The 14890-nt window shown below is 53.1% G+C and carries 15 protein-coding genes; 6 read left to right on the forward strand and 9 right to left on the reverse strand.

Going from position 1 to position 14890, the window contains the following annotated elements:
• Position 1: 1 nt before the first annotated feature.
• The 3 genes from GU926_RS14490 to GU926_RS14500 all read right to left on the reverse strand — a co-directional run bounded on the left by GU926_RS14490 (position 2) and on the right by GU926_RS14500 (position 2847).
• Positions 2 to 499, reverse strand: a complete 498-nt coding sequence (locus GU926_RS14490) for a SixA phosphatase family protein (protein ID WP_160693125.1) — start codon at positions 497 to 499, stop codon at positions 2 to 4.
• Positions 500 to 735: 236 nt separating this feature from the next.
• Complete coding sequence (gene hflX / locus GU926_RS14495; protein ID WP_160693127.1) at positions 736 to 1941, reverse strand: GTPase HflX; 1206 nt, start codon at positions 1939 to 1941, stop codon at positions 736 to 738.
• Between the two features lie 204 nt (positions 1942 to 2145).
• Positions 2146 to 2847, reverse strand: a complete 702-nt coding sequence (locus GU926_RS14500) for a SirB2 family protein (RefSeq protein ID WP_160693129.1) — start codon at positions 2845 to 2847, stop codon at positions 2146 to 2148.
• 141 nt (positions 2848 to 2988) lie between these two features.
• Between GU926_RS14500 and GU926_RS14505 the strand changes: the two genes are divergently transcribed.
• A complete protein-coding gene (locus GU926_RS14505; protein ID WP_160693131.1) occupies positions 2989 to 4095 on the forward strand; it encodes a glycosyltransferase family 4 protein in 1107 nt (368 codons plus the stop codon).
• Between the two features lie 77 nt (positions 4096 to 4172).
• On the forward strand, positions 4173 to 4715 hold the full coding sequence (gene rfbC / locus GU926_RS14510) for a dTDP-4-dehydrorhamnose 3,5-epimerase (protein WP_160693133.1): 543 nt from the start codon (positions 4173 to 4175) through the stop codon (positions 4713 to 4715).
• Positions 4716 to 4952: 237 nt separating this feature from the next.
• On the opposite strand, the gene GU926_RS14515 is transcribed toward rfbC, so the two are convergent.
• The gene (locus GU926_RS14515) at positions 4953 to 6239 is read right to left on the reverse strand and encodes a UDP-N-acetylmuramoyl-tripeptide--D-alanyl-D-alanine ligase (RefSeq protein WP_160693135.1); all 1287 of its coding nucleotides are present in this window, start codon (positions 6237 to 6239) and stop codon (positions 4953 to 4955) included.
• A 35-nt stretch (positions 6240 to 6274) separates the two neighbouring features.
• Here GU926_RS14515 and GU926_RS14520 point away from each other — a divergent pair, with 35 nt between their 5' ends.
• Both GU926_RS14520 and GU926_RS14525 read left to right on the forward strand, forming a co-directional pair.
• Positions 6275 to 8509: a T9SS type A sorting domain-containing protein gene (locus tag GU926_RS14520; protein ID WP_160693137.1), complete on the forward strand. Its 2235-nt coding sequence runs from the start codon at positions 6275 to 6277 to the stop codon at positions 8507 to 8509.
• Positions 8510 to 8923, forward strand: coding sequence for a hypothetical protein (locus tag GU926_RS14525; RefSeq protein ID WP_160693139.1), 414 nt, complete (start codon positions 8510 to 8512; stop codon positions 8921 to 8923).
• A gap of 68 nt (positions 8924 to 8991) precedes the next feature.
• On the opposite strand, the gene GU926_RS14530 is transcribed toward GU926_RS14525, so the two are convergent.
• Positions 8992 to 9774 carry an amidohydrolase gene (locus GU926_RS14530; RefSeq protein ID WP_317165574.1) on the reverse strand — a complete coding sequence of 261 codons (783 nt, stop codon included), beginning with the start codon at positions 9772 to 9774 and terminating at the stop codon, positions 8992 to 8994.
• A gap of 131 nt (positions 9775 to 9905) precedes the next feature.
• On the opposite strand from GU926_RS14530, the gene GU926_RS14535 reads away from it, so the two are divergent.
• Entirely contained in the window at positions 9906 to 10436 is a 531-nt protein-coding gene (locus GU926_RS14535; RefSeq protein WP_198001423.1) for a 5' nucleotidase, NT5C type, read from the forward strand.
• A 577-nt stretch (positions 10437 to 11013) separates the two neighbouring features.
• Here the strand turns inward: GU926_RS14535 and GU926_RS14540 are convergent.
• The 3 genes from GU926_RS14540 to GU926_RS14550 all read right to left on the reverse strand — a co-directional run bounded on the left by GU926_RS14540 (position 11014) and on the right by GU926_RS14550 (position 13999).
• Positions 11014 to 12165, reverse strand: coding sequence for a pyridoxal phosphate-dependent aminotransferase (locus tag GU926_RS14540; protein WP_160693141.1), 1152 nt, complete (start codon positions 12163 to 12165; stop codon positions 11014 to 11016).
• A 49-nt stretch (positions 12166 to 12214) separates the two neighbouring features.
• Entirely contained in the window at positions 12215 to 12811 is a 597-nt protein-coding gene (locus tag GU926_RS14545) for a uracil-DNA glycosylase family protein (protein WP_232058346.1), read from the reverse strand.
• Between the two features lie 231 nt (positions 12812 to 13042).
• Positions 13043 to 13999, reverse strand: a complete 957-nt coding sequence (locus GU926_RS14550; protein ID WP_160693143.1) for a hypothetical protein — start codon at positions 13997 to 13999, stop codon at positions 13043 to 13045.
• Between the two features lie 218 nt (positions 14000 to 14217).
• Between GU926_RS14550 and GU926_RS14555 the strand changes: the two genes are divergently transcribed.
• Positions 14218 to 14370, forward strand: a complete 153-nt coding sequence (locus tag GU926_RS14555; protein WP_160693145.1) for a hypothetical protein — start codon at positions 14218 to 14220, stop codon at positions 14368 to 14370.
• Positions 14371 to 14474: 104 nt separating this feature from the next.
• On the opposite strand, the gene GU926_RS14560 is transcribed toward GU926_RS14555, so the two are convergent.
• Positions 14475 to 14885 carry a response regulator gene (locus tag GU926_RS14560; protein ID WP_160693147.1) on the reverse strand — a complete coding sequence of 137 codons (411 nt, stop codon included), beginning with the start codon at positions 14883 to 14885 and terminating at the stop codon, positions 14475 to 14477.
• Between the last annotated feature and the right edge of the window lie 5 nt (positions 14886 to 14890).

Here is a 14890-nt window from a genome sequence, read left to right on the forward strand (position 1 = left end):
ATTAGCGATAATTTTTGGGGATGTCTATAAACAGCAGCTTGGTGTTGTCTGTAGAAGCCTCGCCCCAATAAGAGCAATCAAAACTGATGCCGGCTACACCTGCGGTGGGTAGGTTGGCAATGCCTTTGTCTGGCACCAGCATGTTAATGAGCTCAGTGAGGGTAGGGTTATGGCCCACCAGCATGACCTGGTCGTACTCGTCTGGCAAGGCCTGGATGAAGTGCAGCAGCGAGGTAGCGTCTATGCGGTAGAGCTCTTCCTCCACGCTGATCTTCTCTGGGTCATAGTCTATTTCCTTGGCCACAATGGTAGCCGTGGAAAGGGCGCGCACCGCAGAGCTGGAGATCATCAGGTCTAGTTTGATTTTGCGCTCAGAGAGTTCCTGCCCAATGAGCGGGGCGTCTGAGCGGCCGCGCTTGGCCAAGGGACGGTCATGGTCGCTGAGGTCTTCAAACTTCCAGCTGGATTTGGCGTGGCGTAGGAGATAGAGAGTTTTCATGCGGTTCTACTAAAGCAATAGCCACAAGAAGAGCCGCAAAAAGAACGGACCTCTGTGGCTTCTTCCCTTTACTGTTTGCGCCCTTAAATAGTTGTGCCCTTGCCTGGTTCCAGCCGTTTCTTTCTGGATGCCCTGAAAAGCAAACGGGCTCCCTTAAGAAAAGAGAGCCCGTTGCCGGTAATTTGACTGAAGTTGTCGTTTTTGGCCTATTTCCTGGAAAACAGCCTAAAAACGGCCTACCATTCTTCTTGTTTGCCGGCGTTGGGGTAGCGCTCAAAATGGAGCTTGGCTACTTCGCGGGTCAGGACCTCGCGCAGCTCGTCAATGTTGGCGCGGTTGGTAGCTGAGATGAAGATGGCGGGCGCGTGTTCTTTGGCCATGTAGGTAGACTTGAGGTCGGCAATCTCGGGCAGAGCCTCTGGGTGGTCTTCCTTCAGCTCCTGCTCGCGCTTTTCAAGGTAAAGGTCTGTCTTGTTGAAGACCAGAATGACCGGCTTGTCGGCACTCTGGATATCTTTGAGCGTCTCATTGACAACGTGGATGTGCTCTTCAAACGAAGGGTGCGACACGTCCACTACGTGCAACAGCAAATCTGCCTCTCTGATCTCATCCAGGGTAGACTTGAAACTTTCAATGAGCTTGGTAGGCAGTTTCCTGATGAACCCCACCGTGTCTGAGAGCAGGAACGGAATGTTGTCAATGACTACTTTTCTTACCGTGGCGTCTACTGTGGCAAACAGCTTGTTCTCTGCAAACACATCTGACTTGGAGAGCAGGTTCATGAGCGTAGACTTGCCCACGTTGGTATAGCCCACCAATGACACGCGCACCACCCCGTGCCTAGACTTGCGCTGCTCATAGTTCTGCTTGTCAAACTTCTCCAGCTTCTCTTTGAGCAAAGAAATCTTCTCGCGCACAATCCGTCTATCCGTTTCAATCTCGGTTTCACCTGGTCCGCGCATGGCCACGCCCCCGCCTTTCTGACGGCTCAAGTGGGTCCACATGTTGGTTAGTCTAGGCAGCAGGTAGCGGTACTGGGCCAGTTCTACCTGCGCTCGCGCCGTAGCCGTCTGCGCCCGTAACGCAAAAATATCCAGGATGAGCAAACTGCGGTCAATGATCTTCACTTCCAGCTCGCGCTCCAGGTTGCGCACCTGAGAGGGGGAGAGCTCATCGTCAAAAATGACCATGTCTACCTTGTGCTCTTTCACGAAGGCCACAATCTCCTCCAGCTTGCCCTTGCCCACATAGGTGCGCATGTCTGGCTTGTCTAGTTTCTGGATAAAGCGCTTGAGGGTCTTGGCACCTACGGTCTCCGTCAGGAAGGCAAGTTCGTCCAGGTACTCCTTCGTCTTTTCATCTGTCTGGCGCCATTCCGGCACCGATACCAGGACGGCCGTCTCTTGTTCTTTAGCGGTTACGTGGAGTTTTGTATTCTTCATCTATGGTAATGATTAAGGATGAGTGATTAATGAATAATGTGGCTTCTACTTAACAATGATTAAGGGCGGGCAATAAATTAGGAGAAGGTGTAGCTGCCGCGTTTCCTGGCAAGCCGTTCGTTTTTAGGCTATTTTCTGAGAAATAGGCCAAAAACGCCTTCCGTCATTGATTACTTATCCTTTTTCATCATTCGTCATTATTCATTATTTCAACATGGTGGTGAACTGGGCCAGCGCCTCTTGTTCCTGTTCGCTCAGCTGTGACCCGAACCCGGGCATGAGGCCTCTGCCGTTGGCAATGACGGCTTTGCGTTCTTCTACGCTCAACGTGCTTCTCTGTAAATTGGATGCCCCGCTCAAACCTTTCTGTCCGTCCGGGCCGTGGCAGGTAGCGCAGAGTTGGGTGTAGATGGCTTTGGTATTGTTCAGCTGCGTGCCTTCTAGTTGAGATAAAATTGGGTTGACGGCGGCCGGTTCTGATGCTTTGGGCTGAGGCTTTTCTACCGAGGTAGGCATGGTTTCGGCCACTTCCGGCTGGGCAGGAGACATGTTCAGGCTCTTGGTTTCGGCAACGCCGTATACGTACAGGAAAGTAAGCACCCCCACCGCGGTCAACACCTTGCTATGGCGTTTGATACCCACAATGGCAATAGGAATGGCCACCAGTACCAGCCCCATTTTCACCAGCAGCCAAGTGGGCAGTGGACCATTGTACTTGTACGTCAGAAACCCGCCACTCACCAGAATGAGCGTGCCAAACACCATGTCCAGGATTTTAGTGGAAGACCGTACTTTGTTGAGGGTGTCATGCTTGCCTAAAAACAGCAGCAGGGCCTTGGCCAGGAACAGCAGCAGGAACAGAATGACCACTAAGACGTGCGTATGTAAAAATGCGGTAATGGGCATGGGACTCTATTGGCGAATGGGTAAACAGCGGTTTTACGCAAAGTAAGCACAATACCCCTGAACTATCCATACCGCATCGCAGAATTACGTATAGGGACAGGTTCTATAAAACCCTTGTATCTTTGTCCTTTACTCTAGCCTATGCGCGTTGCCATCGTCATCAACAAATCCTGGAACATATACAACTTTAGACTGAGCCTGGTCAAAGCCCTGCTGGCTGCCGGCCATGAGGTCATTGCCATTGCCCCCGAAGACGCCTACTCTGCCAAACTCGTGGCCGAAGGCTGCCAGTTTCTGCACCTGCCCATGGAAAGCAAGGGCACCAATCCGCTCAAAGACCTGCTGCTCATCCAGAACTTCCTGAAGGCCTACAAACAAGTGAAGCCCGACGTGATTCTGCAATACACCATCAAACCCAACATCTACGGAAGCATTGCCGCCAAGCTGGCCGGTATTCCTACCATCAACAACGTGTCGGGTCTGGGGACGGTGTTTATTGTGCAGAACCTGGTGTCTAAGGTGGCCATGGCGCTGTACAAGTTCTCGTTCCAGTTTCCGGCCAAGGTGTTTTTCCAGAACAATGATGACAAGGCACTTTTTCTGGAACGCAAGCTGGTGCGTGAGTCTATTACTGAAGTCTTGCCAGGTTCCGGCATTGACACCCAGCGTTTTCAGCCGGCTCCGTTCCAACGCCATGACCCGTTCACGTTCTTGATGGTGTCCCGCGCGCTCTATGAAAAAGGCCTGGTGGAATACGTAGAGGCCAGCAAGATATTAAAAGCCAAATTTCCCAACGTGCGCATTCAACTCCTGGGCGGCATTGATGAGGAAGGCAACATTGGCATTAAGCGCACCTTGGTAGAGCAATGGGCGCAGGAAGGCTGGCTGGAGTACTTGGGCACCTCAGATGACGTGGCCGGAGTCATGCGCCAGGCAGACTGCGTGGTCTTGCCCTCTTACCGCGAAGGCACCCCGCGTACCCTCTTAGAAGCCGCCGCCTTGGGCAAACCCATTGTCACCACCAACGTGCCCGGCTGCAAAGAAACCGTGGTAGACGGCTACAACGGCTATCTCTGCGAAGTCCGCAGCGGGGTAGATTTAGCAGAAAAGATGCAACAAGTTCTGTCCTTGCCAGATACTGCTTTACAGACCATGGGTCAGCATAGTCGTCAGTTAGCCGAGGAGAAATTTGATGAGAAATACGTGATAGATCGTTATTTTGCAGCTATAAAAGACGCTACTAAGTAGATTTGAAGATTTGGGAATGTGCAGATTTGAAAATGGATTCAAACATTCTCTCAATCATTCAATCTCTCATTAAAAAGATGGAAATAAAGAAATTCCCTATTGAAGGGGTGGTAGAGATTACACCGCGGGTGTTTGCAGATGAGAGAGGGGCTTTCTTAGAAACCTTCAGTGCCAGACTGTTCGCCGAGGCTGGTATTACCGAGACGTTTGTCCAAGACAATAAATCCATCTCCAAGAAGGGCGTGCTACGCGGATTGCACTTCCAAAAACCACCATATGCACAAGCTAAACTGGTGAGTGTGGTGGTAGGCAAAGCTTTGGACGTGATAGTAGATCTGCGGAAAGACTCTGCCACGTTTGGACAGCATGTGTCCTGTCTGCTAGACGCTGAGAAACACAACCAATTTTTTGTGCCCATCGGGTTTGCGCATGGGTTTGTGGCTCTAGAGGAAGGAACCGTTTTCCAGTACAAGTGCAGCAATTATTACAACAAAGAATCTGAAGGTGGCCTGCTGTGGAACGATTCAGAACTGGGCATTGACTGGGGAATTGATAACCCGCTGGTATCTGAGAAAGACGAAATCCTGCCAACCTTAGCCGAGTTGGAGTCTCCATTTTAAAGAATCCAAAATGCCCAGCCCATCCTGGAGAAGTTGAAAGTTAGATTTCTCCGTTTTTAGCCGATTTTTCAGAAAGTAGCCTAAAAACGAAAGCCTTGTGCTTTGTAGAAGGGACAACATCAAATGCGGACTTGCTAAGTCTAAATAACCAAAGAGGCCTTTGCTACTACAGCAAAGGCCTCTTTGGTTATAACATCGTTTTTGGCTTCTTTTCCAGAAAGGAGGCCAAAAACGAGTTTACAGTAAATCTACCACGGTCTCCAAGCCAATGCCGCGGGAGCCTTTGACTAGTATGGAGCTGTTGCGCACGGGGTGGTCTTTAAGCCAGATTTCCAGTGCGCTTTTCTCCGCGAAGTACCTGAAATCTGGGTTCACCTCGGCGGCGTAGCGCATCTCATGGCCGCATAAAAAGACTTGCGCAAAATTCTGTTGTGACAGTTGTTCGCCTAGCAGTCTATGCTCCGCCTCGCTTTCCTGGCCTAGTTCCCGCATGTCACCTAAGATGACCACCTTCTGTTCGCCTTCCATCTGAGCAAAATTGGAAACGGATAAAGACATGGAACTGGGGTTGGCATTGTAGGCATCTAGCAGAATGGTATTGGTGTCTTTGCGTACAATCTGGGAGCGGTTGTTGGTGGGCACGTACCCGGCAATGGCAGCGTTGATCTGGTCATGCGGCACCCCAAAAAACTGCCCAATACACGCAGCGGCGGCCATGTTGTCAAAGTTGTAAGAACCCATCAAATGCGTGTGCACGGTGTCGCCGTTGGCGGCGCGGTAAATGACCTGCGGCGCGGCTTGCAGCAACTCAGCGGAGTAGTCATCCTGCGGGCCGTAGTAGGTCACTTTCTTTTCTATGCGGCGGCTCATGCGCAGGAGGTGTTCATTGGCGGTGTTCACAAAAACGGCACCGTTAACCTTGTCTAAATGCACATATAGTTCGCTCTTGGTGCGGGCCACGCCCTCCAGACTACCAAATCCTTCTAAGTGCGCCTTGCCAATGTTGGTGATGATGCCGTGCGTGGGCAGGGCGTAGGAGCAGAGCTCAGCAATGTCACCGGGTTTGTTGGCACCCATTTCTATGATGGCCAATTCATGCTCAGGCTGGATGCTCAGCACTGTCAAGGGCACGCCAATGTGGTTGTTGAGGTTGCCTTTGGTGCACAGCACCTTGTATTTCTGGCTGAGTACGGCATTAATCAGTTCCTTGGTAGTGGTTTTACCGTTAGAGCCCGTGATGCCAATGAATGGAATAGATAGCTGCTGCCGGTGATGCAGGGCCAAGTCTTGCAAGGCTTTTAACGTGTCTGGCACCTGGATGATGTTGGGACCCGTCACGGTTGGGTCTTGCACCACGGCGTAGCGGGCACCTTTGACCAAGGCGGCCTCGGCGAAGGCGCTGCCCTTGAAGTTAGGTCCGTCCAGGGCAAAGAAGAGCGTATTGTCTTGCGCTGCGCGGGAGTCGGTGCTTACGTTCCGGCATTCCAGGTATTTCAAGTAAAGATTTTCCACTAGCTCCGCCATATTTTTGTAGCTTTATTTAAATCAGGGTAGATACAATGAATCCAAGGTTAAAGGTACTAGGCTTTTTGATAATTTGTTTGTCTCTGGCTGGGCAAACCAGCTGGGCGCAGACCCGGGTGCGGTTTCAAGAGACCGCCGGGCCCGTGGTGAAGGCAAATGATCAGCCTTTGCGCCTTCCCTGGGCAGGAGGTTTCAACAGCCCCCAGTTCTCCAGCATTGACCTGAACCAAGACGGGCAGCAGGACTTGTTCGTCTTTGACCGGAGTTCTCAGAAGGTCTCTACCTTTCTGGCGGTGCAGTCCAATGGCCAGTGGCAGTACCAGTGGGCGCCGCAGTACGCAGCCGCCTTTCCGCAGGATTTAAAGTTTTTTGCCCTGCTCCGCGATTTTAACTGTGACGGCGCACCTGATATTTTTACGGCCTCCAGCCAGGGATTTAAAGTATATACCAATACCACCTCCTCGGGCAGTTTGCTTTCTTTTGACCTTACGCACCCGTTGCTCACCTACAATGACGGCGTAAACCTGACGGTGGGTTCAGAAGACCTCCCGGCCATCTCTGACATGGACGGCGACGGTGACCTAGACATCTTGATGTGGGAATGGTCTGGCGGCACCAGGCTGGAGTATTTTCAGAACCAACGCGCAGAGGAAGGCTTGTCCTGTTCGGCCATGGCGTTTACCAAAGCCGCCTCGCAATGGGGCCGGGTGACCCGCTGCGCCGGAAACTGCAATAGCTACAAGTTTGATGCTGAGGCGTGCCCGTCTTTGCACCACGTGGGCGGCTCCAGCGTGCTGCCTTTGCACCTGAACTCAGACGAGCTACTTGACCTGGTGGTAGGCCATGACGACTGCCCGGATCTGGTAAGCCTCATCAACACCGGTACCATTCTCACCCCAAAAATCACCAGCGCCGAGCGAAACCTTCCCCCAGACATTACCGGCAACCAGTTCAGCGTTTTTCCGGCGGCGTATTACCTGGATGTCACGTTTGACGGCCTTCCAGATTTGGTGGTGGCGCCCAACATGACCAGCAATGCTCACCGGAACGTGGACCTCAACCGCTCCACCTGGGTGTACGCCAATACCGGCACTGCCCGGCACCCCAGGTTTCAAAGCCCCAAACAACCGTTTCTGCAAGACCAGATGCTGGACGTGGGCGAAGGCGCATCTCCTGCCTTGGGTGACCTGGACGGAGATGGTGATGCTGATCTGCTCATAGGCAATACGGCCCTTCTCAAGGACGGGCGCTATGCCGCCTCGCTTTCGTTCTATAGAAACACGGGTACAGCCGCAGAGGCGAGTTTTACGTTGGCGCAGCAAGATTATCTGGGCTTCACGGTGGGAGAACTGCAAAACCTGAAACCCCAACTACTGGACATAGACCAAGACGGGAAGGTAGATCTGTTCTGGAGCGCCTTTAATCAAACCACCTCTCTGGTGGAGGCCAAGTATATACTCAATGAAGCGGCCCCCGGCGCTGATGCTCAGTTTTCCCAAGAAAAATCCATCGCCATTACCGGACTAAACTTCTTTAAAGGAGACGTGCCCTACCTGGCAGACATTGACCAGGACGGCGTGCTGGATTTGCTGGTGGGCAGAAATTCTGGCGCACTCACGTACTACAGAAACACTGGCACCAACACCGCCCGCGTTTGGAGCCTGGTGACCGAAAGCCTGGGAGGCATAGCGGCCAACGTGGAACGCAAGCGCTTGCAGGTCCTCTTCCTGGATCTGAACCATGACCGCCAGGCAGACCTTCTCACCACCGATGACAGCGGGACGGTACGTTTCTATCCCAGCTTTCAACAGCACTTGACGGGCACTTTTCTGGTGGAGGAGAATTTGCTGTGGGGAGGCGCGCAGGCAGACAGGCCCATTGCGTTTGGGAGTAACCTTACCTTGGCATCTGCTGACCTCAAGCAAGACAAATACAAACTGCCAGAACTGCTGCTAGGCACGCAGGCAGGAGGAGTCCGGTTTTTGAACCCGGTGCCAGACCCGCTGGGGACTGGAGAGGGGCAGGCCTCTGAATTAAGCAATCTACAACTATACCCAAACCCTGCCGCGAGCTTTACCACCCTGCTGTCGCCTAGAGCAGTGCGCTTTACCCTGCACAACCTGGAAGGCCGAAAAGTAGCCCAGGGAGAAGCCGCTGCGCAGAAAGCCACTACCCTCAAAACCGGCCACTTGCCTGCTGGCCTGTATCTCTTGCGCGTAACCTCCGCCGCAGGCAGCACCGCCACCTTAAAGCTGGTCATAAGCAAATAGATGGTAGCCCTGGTGTATTTTGATGCTACAGACGGCGCTCCCATTGCGTACCAGAATCCCTTGGTCAGCTGGGTGAAGTCTCGTTTTCCTGAGGTGGTGACCCTTGACCTGGATACCGCCTCTGAGCCCATGCTCTTTCAGCACGCACAGCGCCTTTTGCAGGAAGCCCGTTTTGGCCTTCTTTTCCTGAAAACAGGCCAAAAACAACGACTGGGACCCGAGCTGAAACTGTTGGACATCCTCTTCCAAAAAGAAGCAGGAACCTGCGCCGTGGCCATGCTGGGAGAGCATCCTGCGTTAGCTTCCATCTTGAAGGCAAGACCTGCCATCACTTTTCATTTCTCTGACCAGGAAGAAGACCTGCATCCGTTTTTGGCTTTTTTTCTGGAAAATAGCCTAAAATCGGCTTTGTAAGATGTGTAAATTAGGAGATGTGCAGATGATTCATCTATGTACGGTTTTTAAACTTCCACATCTTCACATTAACTTCTTAATTCAAAAGAGTCTGCGTCTAAGTGCCAGGGAAGCTTGGTTCTGGTTTCTTCTAAATGCGCTCTGGATAAAGTGACGGTTTCTACCGTTTCCTGATGTTCTGCGTGGAAGAGAGTGGCGCCTAACAGGTCATACACACCAGAATCACCGGAGTAGTAATGGCCTTTGGCGTCTGTGCCCACGCGGTTCACGCCCACGGTGTAGGCCAGGTTTTCAATGGCGCGGGCTTGAAGCAAGGTAGTCCAGGCGAAGCGGCGGCGGTCTGGCCAGCTGGCAATGAAAATGAGCACGTCATAGCACACCGGCGTATTGCGCGCCCACACTGGGAACCGCAGATCATAGCATACCATGGGACAGATCTTCCAGCCTTTTAATTCCACAATTAAGCGTTCCTGGCCGGCCGTATAGACGTCCGTCTCACCAGCCATCCTGAACAAGTGGCGCTTGTCATACTGGGCGTGGGTGCCATCGGGGCGCATCCAGAGCAGGCGGTTGTAGTACAGGCCGTTGTCTTGGATGATGAGGCTGCCCATGACCACGGCCTGGGTCTGCTGCGCCATTTGCTTCATCCAGGCCACTGAGGCTCCGATCATCTCCTCAGCCAGTGCGGCGGCATCCATGCTGAAACCCGTGGTGAACATTTCGGGGAGGATGACCAGATCCGTTTGGGAGAGTTGGTTTATCTTCTCCTCCAGCTTGGCCCGGTTGGCGGCCGCATCATGCCAGCGTAAATCGGCTTGGATAAGGGAAACACGCAGATCAGAAACCATCATTTTAATTAGAAATTAAAAAATAGAAATTATGAATTGGGTAGCGCATTCACTTTCCTGGAAGAAAGATTTCTGGCCGTGCCCAACCAATGCAAGGTACAACCCGAATAAGAACATTGGAAATTTAGAAACCCATGAAGCAGAAAATAGCCATTGATATGGATGAGGTCATGGCAGACCCCATTGCCAAGTTTATAGACTTGTATAACCGTGATTGCGCCTTGGCATTAACGCTGGAGGCCCTGCACGGCAAAGAAGTGCATGAGGCCGTGCCGCCAGAGCATTCCAGCAAAGTCTGGGAGTACATCAACGCCGAAGGTTTCTTCCGGGACCTGCAGGTCATCCCTGGCAGCCAGGAAGTGATCAAAGCCTTGACCCATTCCTACGAGGTCTTTATTGTGAGCGCCGGCATGGAGTTCAGGAATTCGCTCATTGATAAGTTTGACTGGCTGCAGGACCATTTCCCGTTCATTGGGTGGCAGAACTACGTCCTCTGCGGCGACAAAAGCATCATTGGCGCCGATATCATGATTGATGACCGGGCCAAGAATCTCCGCACGTTTTCTGGTGAGCGCAAACTGCTGTTCACCTCCACGCACAACGTGCACCTCACTGAGTTTGAACGCGTGAATAGTTGGCAAGAGGTAGCGGCGAAGTTGTTGTAAGTCGTTTTTGGCCTGTTTTCTGGGAATTAGGCTGAAAACGGTTTGCTTCTCTTCATTACTATCGTCATTCAATGCAGATTCTCCCCTTGAGGATTGACCAAACGAGAGTTTGAGGTAGCGAGCGTAGCTCAGCAGAGGGGTGTTTACATAAGCTGGTCAATACCTCGCGCCGTTGTTGGTGTTATCACCGACAACTCAGGCTGCAGTACCATTGGCAATTACACCCAACTCCTGCTTCTCAACTTTCAACTTTGAACTCTCCGTTCGGGCGTTTGTCACTTTTCTCCTTGATGAGAAAAGTAACCAAAAGAATCAAGAACCACCGAACTCGCTGACCGCTCGGACAGGCGGTGGTTCATTAACATGCACTTGGCAAGCGCTGTTCGTTTCATCGTGAACTTACGTCGATGCCGTTGGATAGGCCACTGCTTTCTCCCTCGTGAAAAGAGACTTAAGTTGACCAGTCTCTTTTCCCTCGGTCAAGGGCTGGTGGGTTGCAGCTGGAGAAGTTGCAATGCCTTCATGCGCTGACGCGGGAATCCATTGTGACTCAGGATTCAAGACTCAGATTCAGGAATTACAATCGGCACAATCGCTCAGCGGCGGCTCTCAACGTTTCTTCCTTTTTCGCGAAGCAGAAGCGCACCACGCGGTGGTCTGTCTGGTCATGGTAAAAAACGGAGATGGGAATGGTGGCCACGCCTGCTTCTTTGGTAAGCCACTGGGCAAACTCTACATCTGGTAAATCTGAAATAGCGGTGTAACGCGCCAGTTGGAAATAAGTGCCGGCGCAGGGAATCAACTCAAACTTGGAGGGCTGTAATAGTTGGGCGAACAGGTCGCGCTTCTGTTGGTAGAAGGCGGGCAGTTGCTGGTAATGTTTTTGGTTGTCCAGAAAACCGGCCAAGCCGTGTTGGAACGGCGTAGCCGTGCTGAAGGTGAGGTATTGGTGCACTTTCCTGAACTCAGCGGTGAGCGCGGGCGGGGCAATGCAGTAGCCCACTTTCCAGCCGGTGGTATGGTAGGTCTTCCCGAAGGACGATATCACAAACGCTCTTTCTGCCAAGGCGGGCACGGATAAAATGCTCAAATGTGGTTTCCCGTCAAAGACCATGTGTTCATAGACTTCATCGCTCAGAATCAGAAAGGAGTGCTTTTCTGCCAGCCGTTGCAGGGCATCTAAATCTTGCTGCTGCCAGACTGCTCCGGTGGGGTTGTGCGGCGAATTCAAGAGCAACAGCCGGGTCTTGGGAGTGAGTTTGTCTTCTATTTGCTGCCAGTCTATGGAAAAGTCTGGGTAGGTGAGGGAGGCGTAGACGGGCACGCCGCCGCACAGTTCAATGGCCGGTACATAAGAGTCATAGCAGGGCTCCACCACCAACACCTCGTCGCCGGGCTGTACCACGGCGGCAATGGCGGCAAAGAGGGCCTCGGTGGCGCCAGACGTGACGGTTACCTCATGGTCTTGGTGAGGCAGGTGGCCATACATCAATTGGGTTTTCTCACTGATCTTCTGCCGCAGCGCCAAAAGGCCCGTGCTGGGCGCGTATTGGTTGTGACCCTGGTGCATGGCCTGGGTCACCAGCTCCAGCAACTCCTCCGGGCAGCCGAAGTCTGGGAACCCCTGCGCCAGATTAATGGCGTTGTGCTGCAGGGCCAGCTGTGTCATGGTGCTGAAGATGGTGGTGCCTACGTGGGGTAACTTGCTTTGGAGAGAAAGAGCGCTCATGCGTTTTTGGCCTGTTTTCTCAAAAATAAGCAAAAAACGATGCCGCAAACTATCTCTTGAGCACGGTCTGCACCAATTGTTGCAGCGTAGGAATCATCTCCTGCTCATACCACGGGTGGCGCTTGAACCAGGCAATGTTTCTGGGCGAAGGATGTGCCAAAGGCATGTATTGGGGCAGGTATTCTGGCCAGGCTTCCACGGTCTGGGTAAGCGTAGGTTTGGCCCGATGCTGCAAGAAGGCCTTCTGGGCATGCGCGCCAATCAAGAGTGTGAGTTCTACGTTGGGCAGTTGCGGCAGCAACTGGGGGTGCCAGTGTTGAAAGCACTCGGGGCGGGGCGGCAGGTCACCAGATTTGCCGGTGCCCGGAAAGCAGAACCCGGTGGGCACGATGGCAATGTGGGCTTCGTCATAGAATTCTTCTGGGGTAAGGCCCAGCCACTGGCGCAGGCGCTTGCCGCTCTGGTCATCCCAAGGAATGCCCGAGGCGTGTACTTTGGTGCCGGGCGCCTGGCCCACAATCATGAGTCTGGCGGTAGTAGAAGCTCTAAGGACCGGCCGTGGGCCATGAGGCAAATGGGCGGCGCACAACTGGCAGGCGCGTATTTGGGTGAGGAGGTCTTGCAACATCAAGGGGCTAACAACCATAAGGGCGTTTTTGTGCTATTTTCTGGGAAATAGGCTAAAAACGGCAAACCTCCCAAAAGCAAGAAGCCGGAACCTAAGGCCCCGGCTTCTTATCTGGTACGTGCGTCACTAAAACGTATGATCCACTGATTCGTCCTCCATGGGGAAGGCCCGGTACAGAAGCCAGGAAACCGCAATGGAGGTAAGGGTTAAGGCAATCAGGAGTGGTTTCATCTTCTTACGTTTTTATGATTAATGGCGGGAAGAGTAGTTGCCGCTGTTGGGGTCATGCCCGCGGTCGCTCTCATCTGACCAGCGCGGTCCTTCCTCGCGGCCTCTATCACGGTAAGAGCGGTACTCATAGGTATGGTTGCGGTCTCTATCACGGTCTGGGTGCAGATCGCCGGTGTACATGGTGCGGGTGGTGCGGTTCCAGAGGTTTTGCGCTCCATCCCGGATGTCATGCCAGGCATCCCGTAGGCCTTCGCCCATGTCGCTTAGAATATCGCCTTTGTCACGGTCTACGCGGTGGCCGGCGTTGTCTGTGTAGCGGTTCTCTCTGTACCAGTCATGGTTGCCGCTGCCGTAACGGTAGTCATCGTCTTTGTAGCGGCTGCGCCCGCCGGGCCAGTCATTGTAGGGGTTGCGCTCTGGCAGAGGCGGCTCTGTGCGTACGCCCCTGGAGTCCATGTACCCGCCGCGGTAGTAGTTCTCGTTGGAGTCGTCCAGGCGGCGGCGCGGGTCTATGTTCTCAGACCGGACGTGGTCCTGTCCGTAGCCGTACGAGTCTTGCTGCGCAGAGTAGTTGCCGCGCCCGTCTCCGTAGGCAGAGAAGTGGTTGTTGGACTGGCTGCTGCCCCAGGCCGGGTTGCCAGAAGAAGGCTGGTGTTGGACCTGGCCGCGGCCGTCGCCGTAGTTGAGGCTGTTCTGGTTGCGGTACGGGCTGTTCTGGTGGGTGCCGTAGTGCTTGTTCATGCTGCCGCCCAGGTCTGCGTTGGAATTCTTGCCGTACTGGTCTTCTGGAAAGTGGCTTTTGCTTTGGTGGCTGGGGCCGGTGTGGAAATTGTTGCTAGGGTCCCAGTGGCGGCCCTGTCCGGTATTTTGGTGGTGCTGCTGTTGCTGGTCACGGCGGTACAGGTCACGGCCCAGGCGTTGGTTGTCCTGTTCGCCGCCCTGGTCTTGGGGGTTTCTATACTTATTGTCTTGCATGGTAGTATTGGTTTGGTCTTACATAAGGCGGCACCGCCCAGTGCAGGCGGACCTCCTGCTACATGTACGATAGCCTTTGCAGAGAGTTAAGAAGGCGTTGCACTCTGCATCGTTTTTAGGCTGTTTTCTAAAAAATAAGCCAAAAACAAACGCTTCATCCCAACCTTTCCAGCGCAAGCCAGTATGAGCATGAAGAACCAAAACGAGGGTAGTGCTTCATGAAAAGATTTTTACCTCTGATCAGCTTTTTTGTACTGTTTATGTTAATGCTCTCCGGCTTTGCCCATGCGCAGACGGCAGGTAACACTGCGCCGTTGTCCATCTCTTCTCAGCTTCCCACTGGAGACGCAGGAAGAACTGTTTTACCGTAAAACCAATTAGAACCCGGCGGCTACGCGTTGCCCACCCCAGCATAAAAGAGAAGGCTGCCCATGGTATGGGCAGCCTTCTCTTTTATGCTGGGGTGTTGTCTGGATTAAACTTCTGGAAAGTACGTGTCCATGATCTCGCGCACGTGGGGCTCTTGCAAGGGCTTGGAGATGTGCCGTTGTACGGTGGTGTATTGTTTCAGGCGTTCCAGGTCATAGAAGCTGGCTGAAGAGGTGAGCATCATGACCAGAATGCAGTTCTTGAGTTCTGCAGACAGGTGGGTGTATTCTTCTAGAAACTCAAATCCGTCCATGACCGGCATCTTAATGTCCAGGAGAATAAGCTCTGGACCAGGATGGCCGGCGGCGTGGTTGGTTTTCAGAAATTTAAGGGCTTCTTCTCCGTTGGTGGCCACCTCAATGCGCTCTGCCACGCCCAGATTGTTCAGCAGGCGCTTGTTCAGGTAATTGGTGGTTTCATCATCATCCACCAGCAATATGAGGTTAAGCCGTTTCATAGAAT

It is taken from the genome of Nibribacter ruber (assembly GCF_009913235.1).
Classification (GTDB): domain Bacteria; phylum Bacteroidota; class Bacteroidia; order Cytophagales; family Hymenobacteraceae; genus Nibribacter; species Nibribacter ruber.

Coding starts and splice junctions, on each gene's coding strand:
- GU926_RS14500 (WP_160693129.1), bottom strand. CDS start 2,847: ATGCCCATTACCGCATTTTTACATACGCACGTCTTAGTGGTCATTCTG.
- rfbC (WP_160693133.1), top strand. CDS start 4,173: ATGGAAATAAAGAAATTCCCTATTGAAGGGGTGGTAGAGATTACACCG.
- GU926_RS14540 (WP_160693141.1), bottom strand. CDS start 12,165: ATGAGCGCTCTTTCTCTCCAAAGCAAGTTACCCCACGTAGGCACCACC.
- GU926_RS14530 (WP_317165574.1), bottom strand. CDS start 9,774: ATGATGGTTTCTGATCTGCGTGTTTCCCTTATCCAAGCCGATTTACGC.
- GU926_RS14555 (WP_160693145.1), top strand. CDS start 14,218: ATGAAAAGATTTTTACCTCTGATCAGCTTTTTTGTACTGTTTATGTTA.
- GU926_RS14505 (WP_160693131.1), top strand. CDS start 2,989: ATGCGCGTTGCCATCGTCATCAACAAATCCTGGAACATATACAACTTT.
- GU926_RS14560 (WP_160693147.1), bottom strand. CDS start 14,885: ATGAAACGGCTTAACCTCATATTGCTGGTGGATGATGATGAAACCACC.
- GU926_RS14550 (WP_160693143.1), bottom strand. CDS start 13,999: ATGCAAGACAATAAGTATAGAAACCCCCAAGACCAGGGCGGCGAACAG.
- GU926_RS14545 (WP_232058346.1), bottom strand. CDS start 12,811: ATGGTTGTTAGCCCCTTGATGTTGCAAGACCTCCTCACCCAAATACGC.
- GU926_RS14520 (WP_160693137.1), top strand. CDS start 6,275: ATGAATCCAAGGTTAAAGGTACTAGGCTTTTTGATAATTTGTTTGTCT.
- GU926_RS14515 (WP_160693135.1), bottom strand. CDS start 6,239: ATGGCGGAGCTAGTGGAAAATCTTTACTTGAAATACCTGGAATGCCGG.
- GU926_RS14535 (WP_198001423.1), top strand. CDS start 9,906: ATGAAGCAGAAAATAGCCATTGATATGGATGAGGTCATGGCAGACCCC.
- hflX (WP_160693127.1), bottom strand. CDS start 1,941: ATGAAGAATACAAAACTCCACGTAACCGCTAAAGAACAAGAGACGGCC.
- GU926_RS14525 (WP_160693139.1), top strand. CDS start 8,510: ATGGTAGCCCTGGTGTATTTTGATGCTACAGACGGCGCTCCCATTGCG.
- GU926_RS14490 (WP_160693125.1), bottom strand. CDS start 499: ATGAAAACTCTCTATCTCCTACGCCACGCCAAATCCAGCTGGAAGTTT.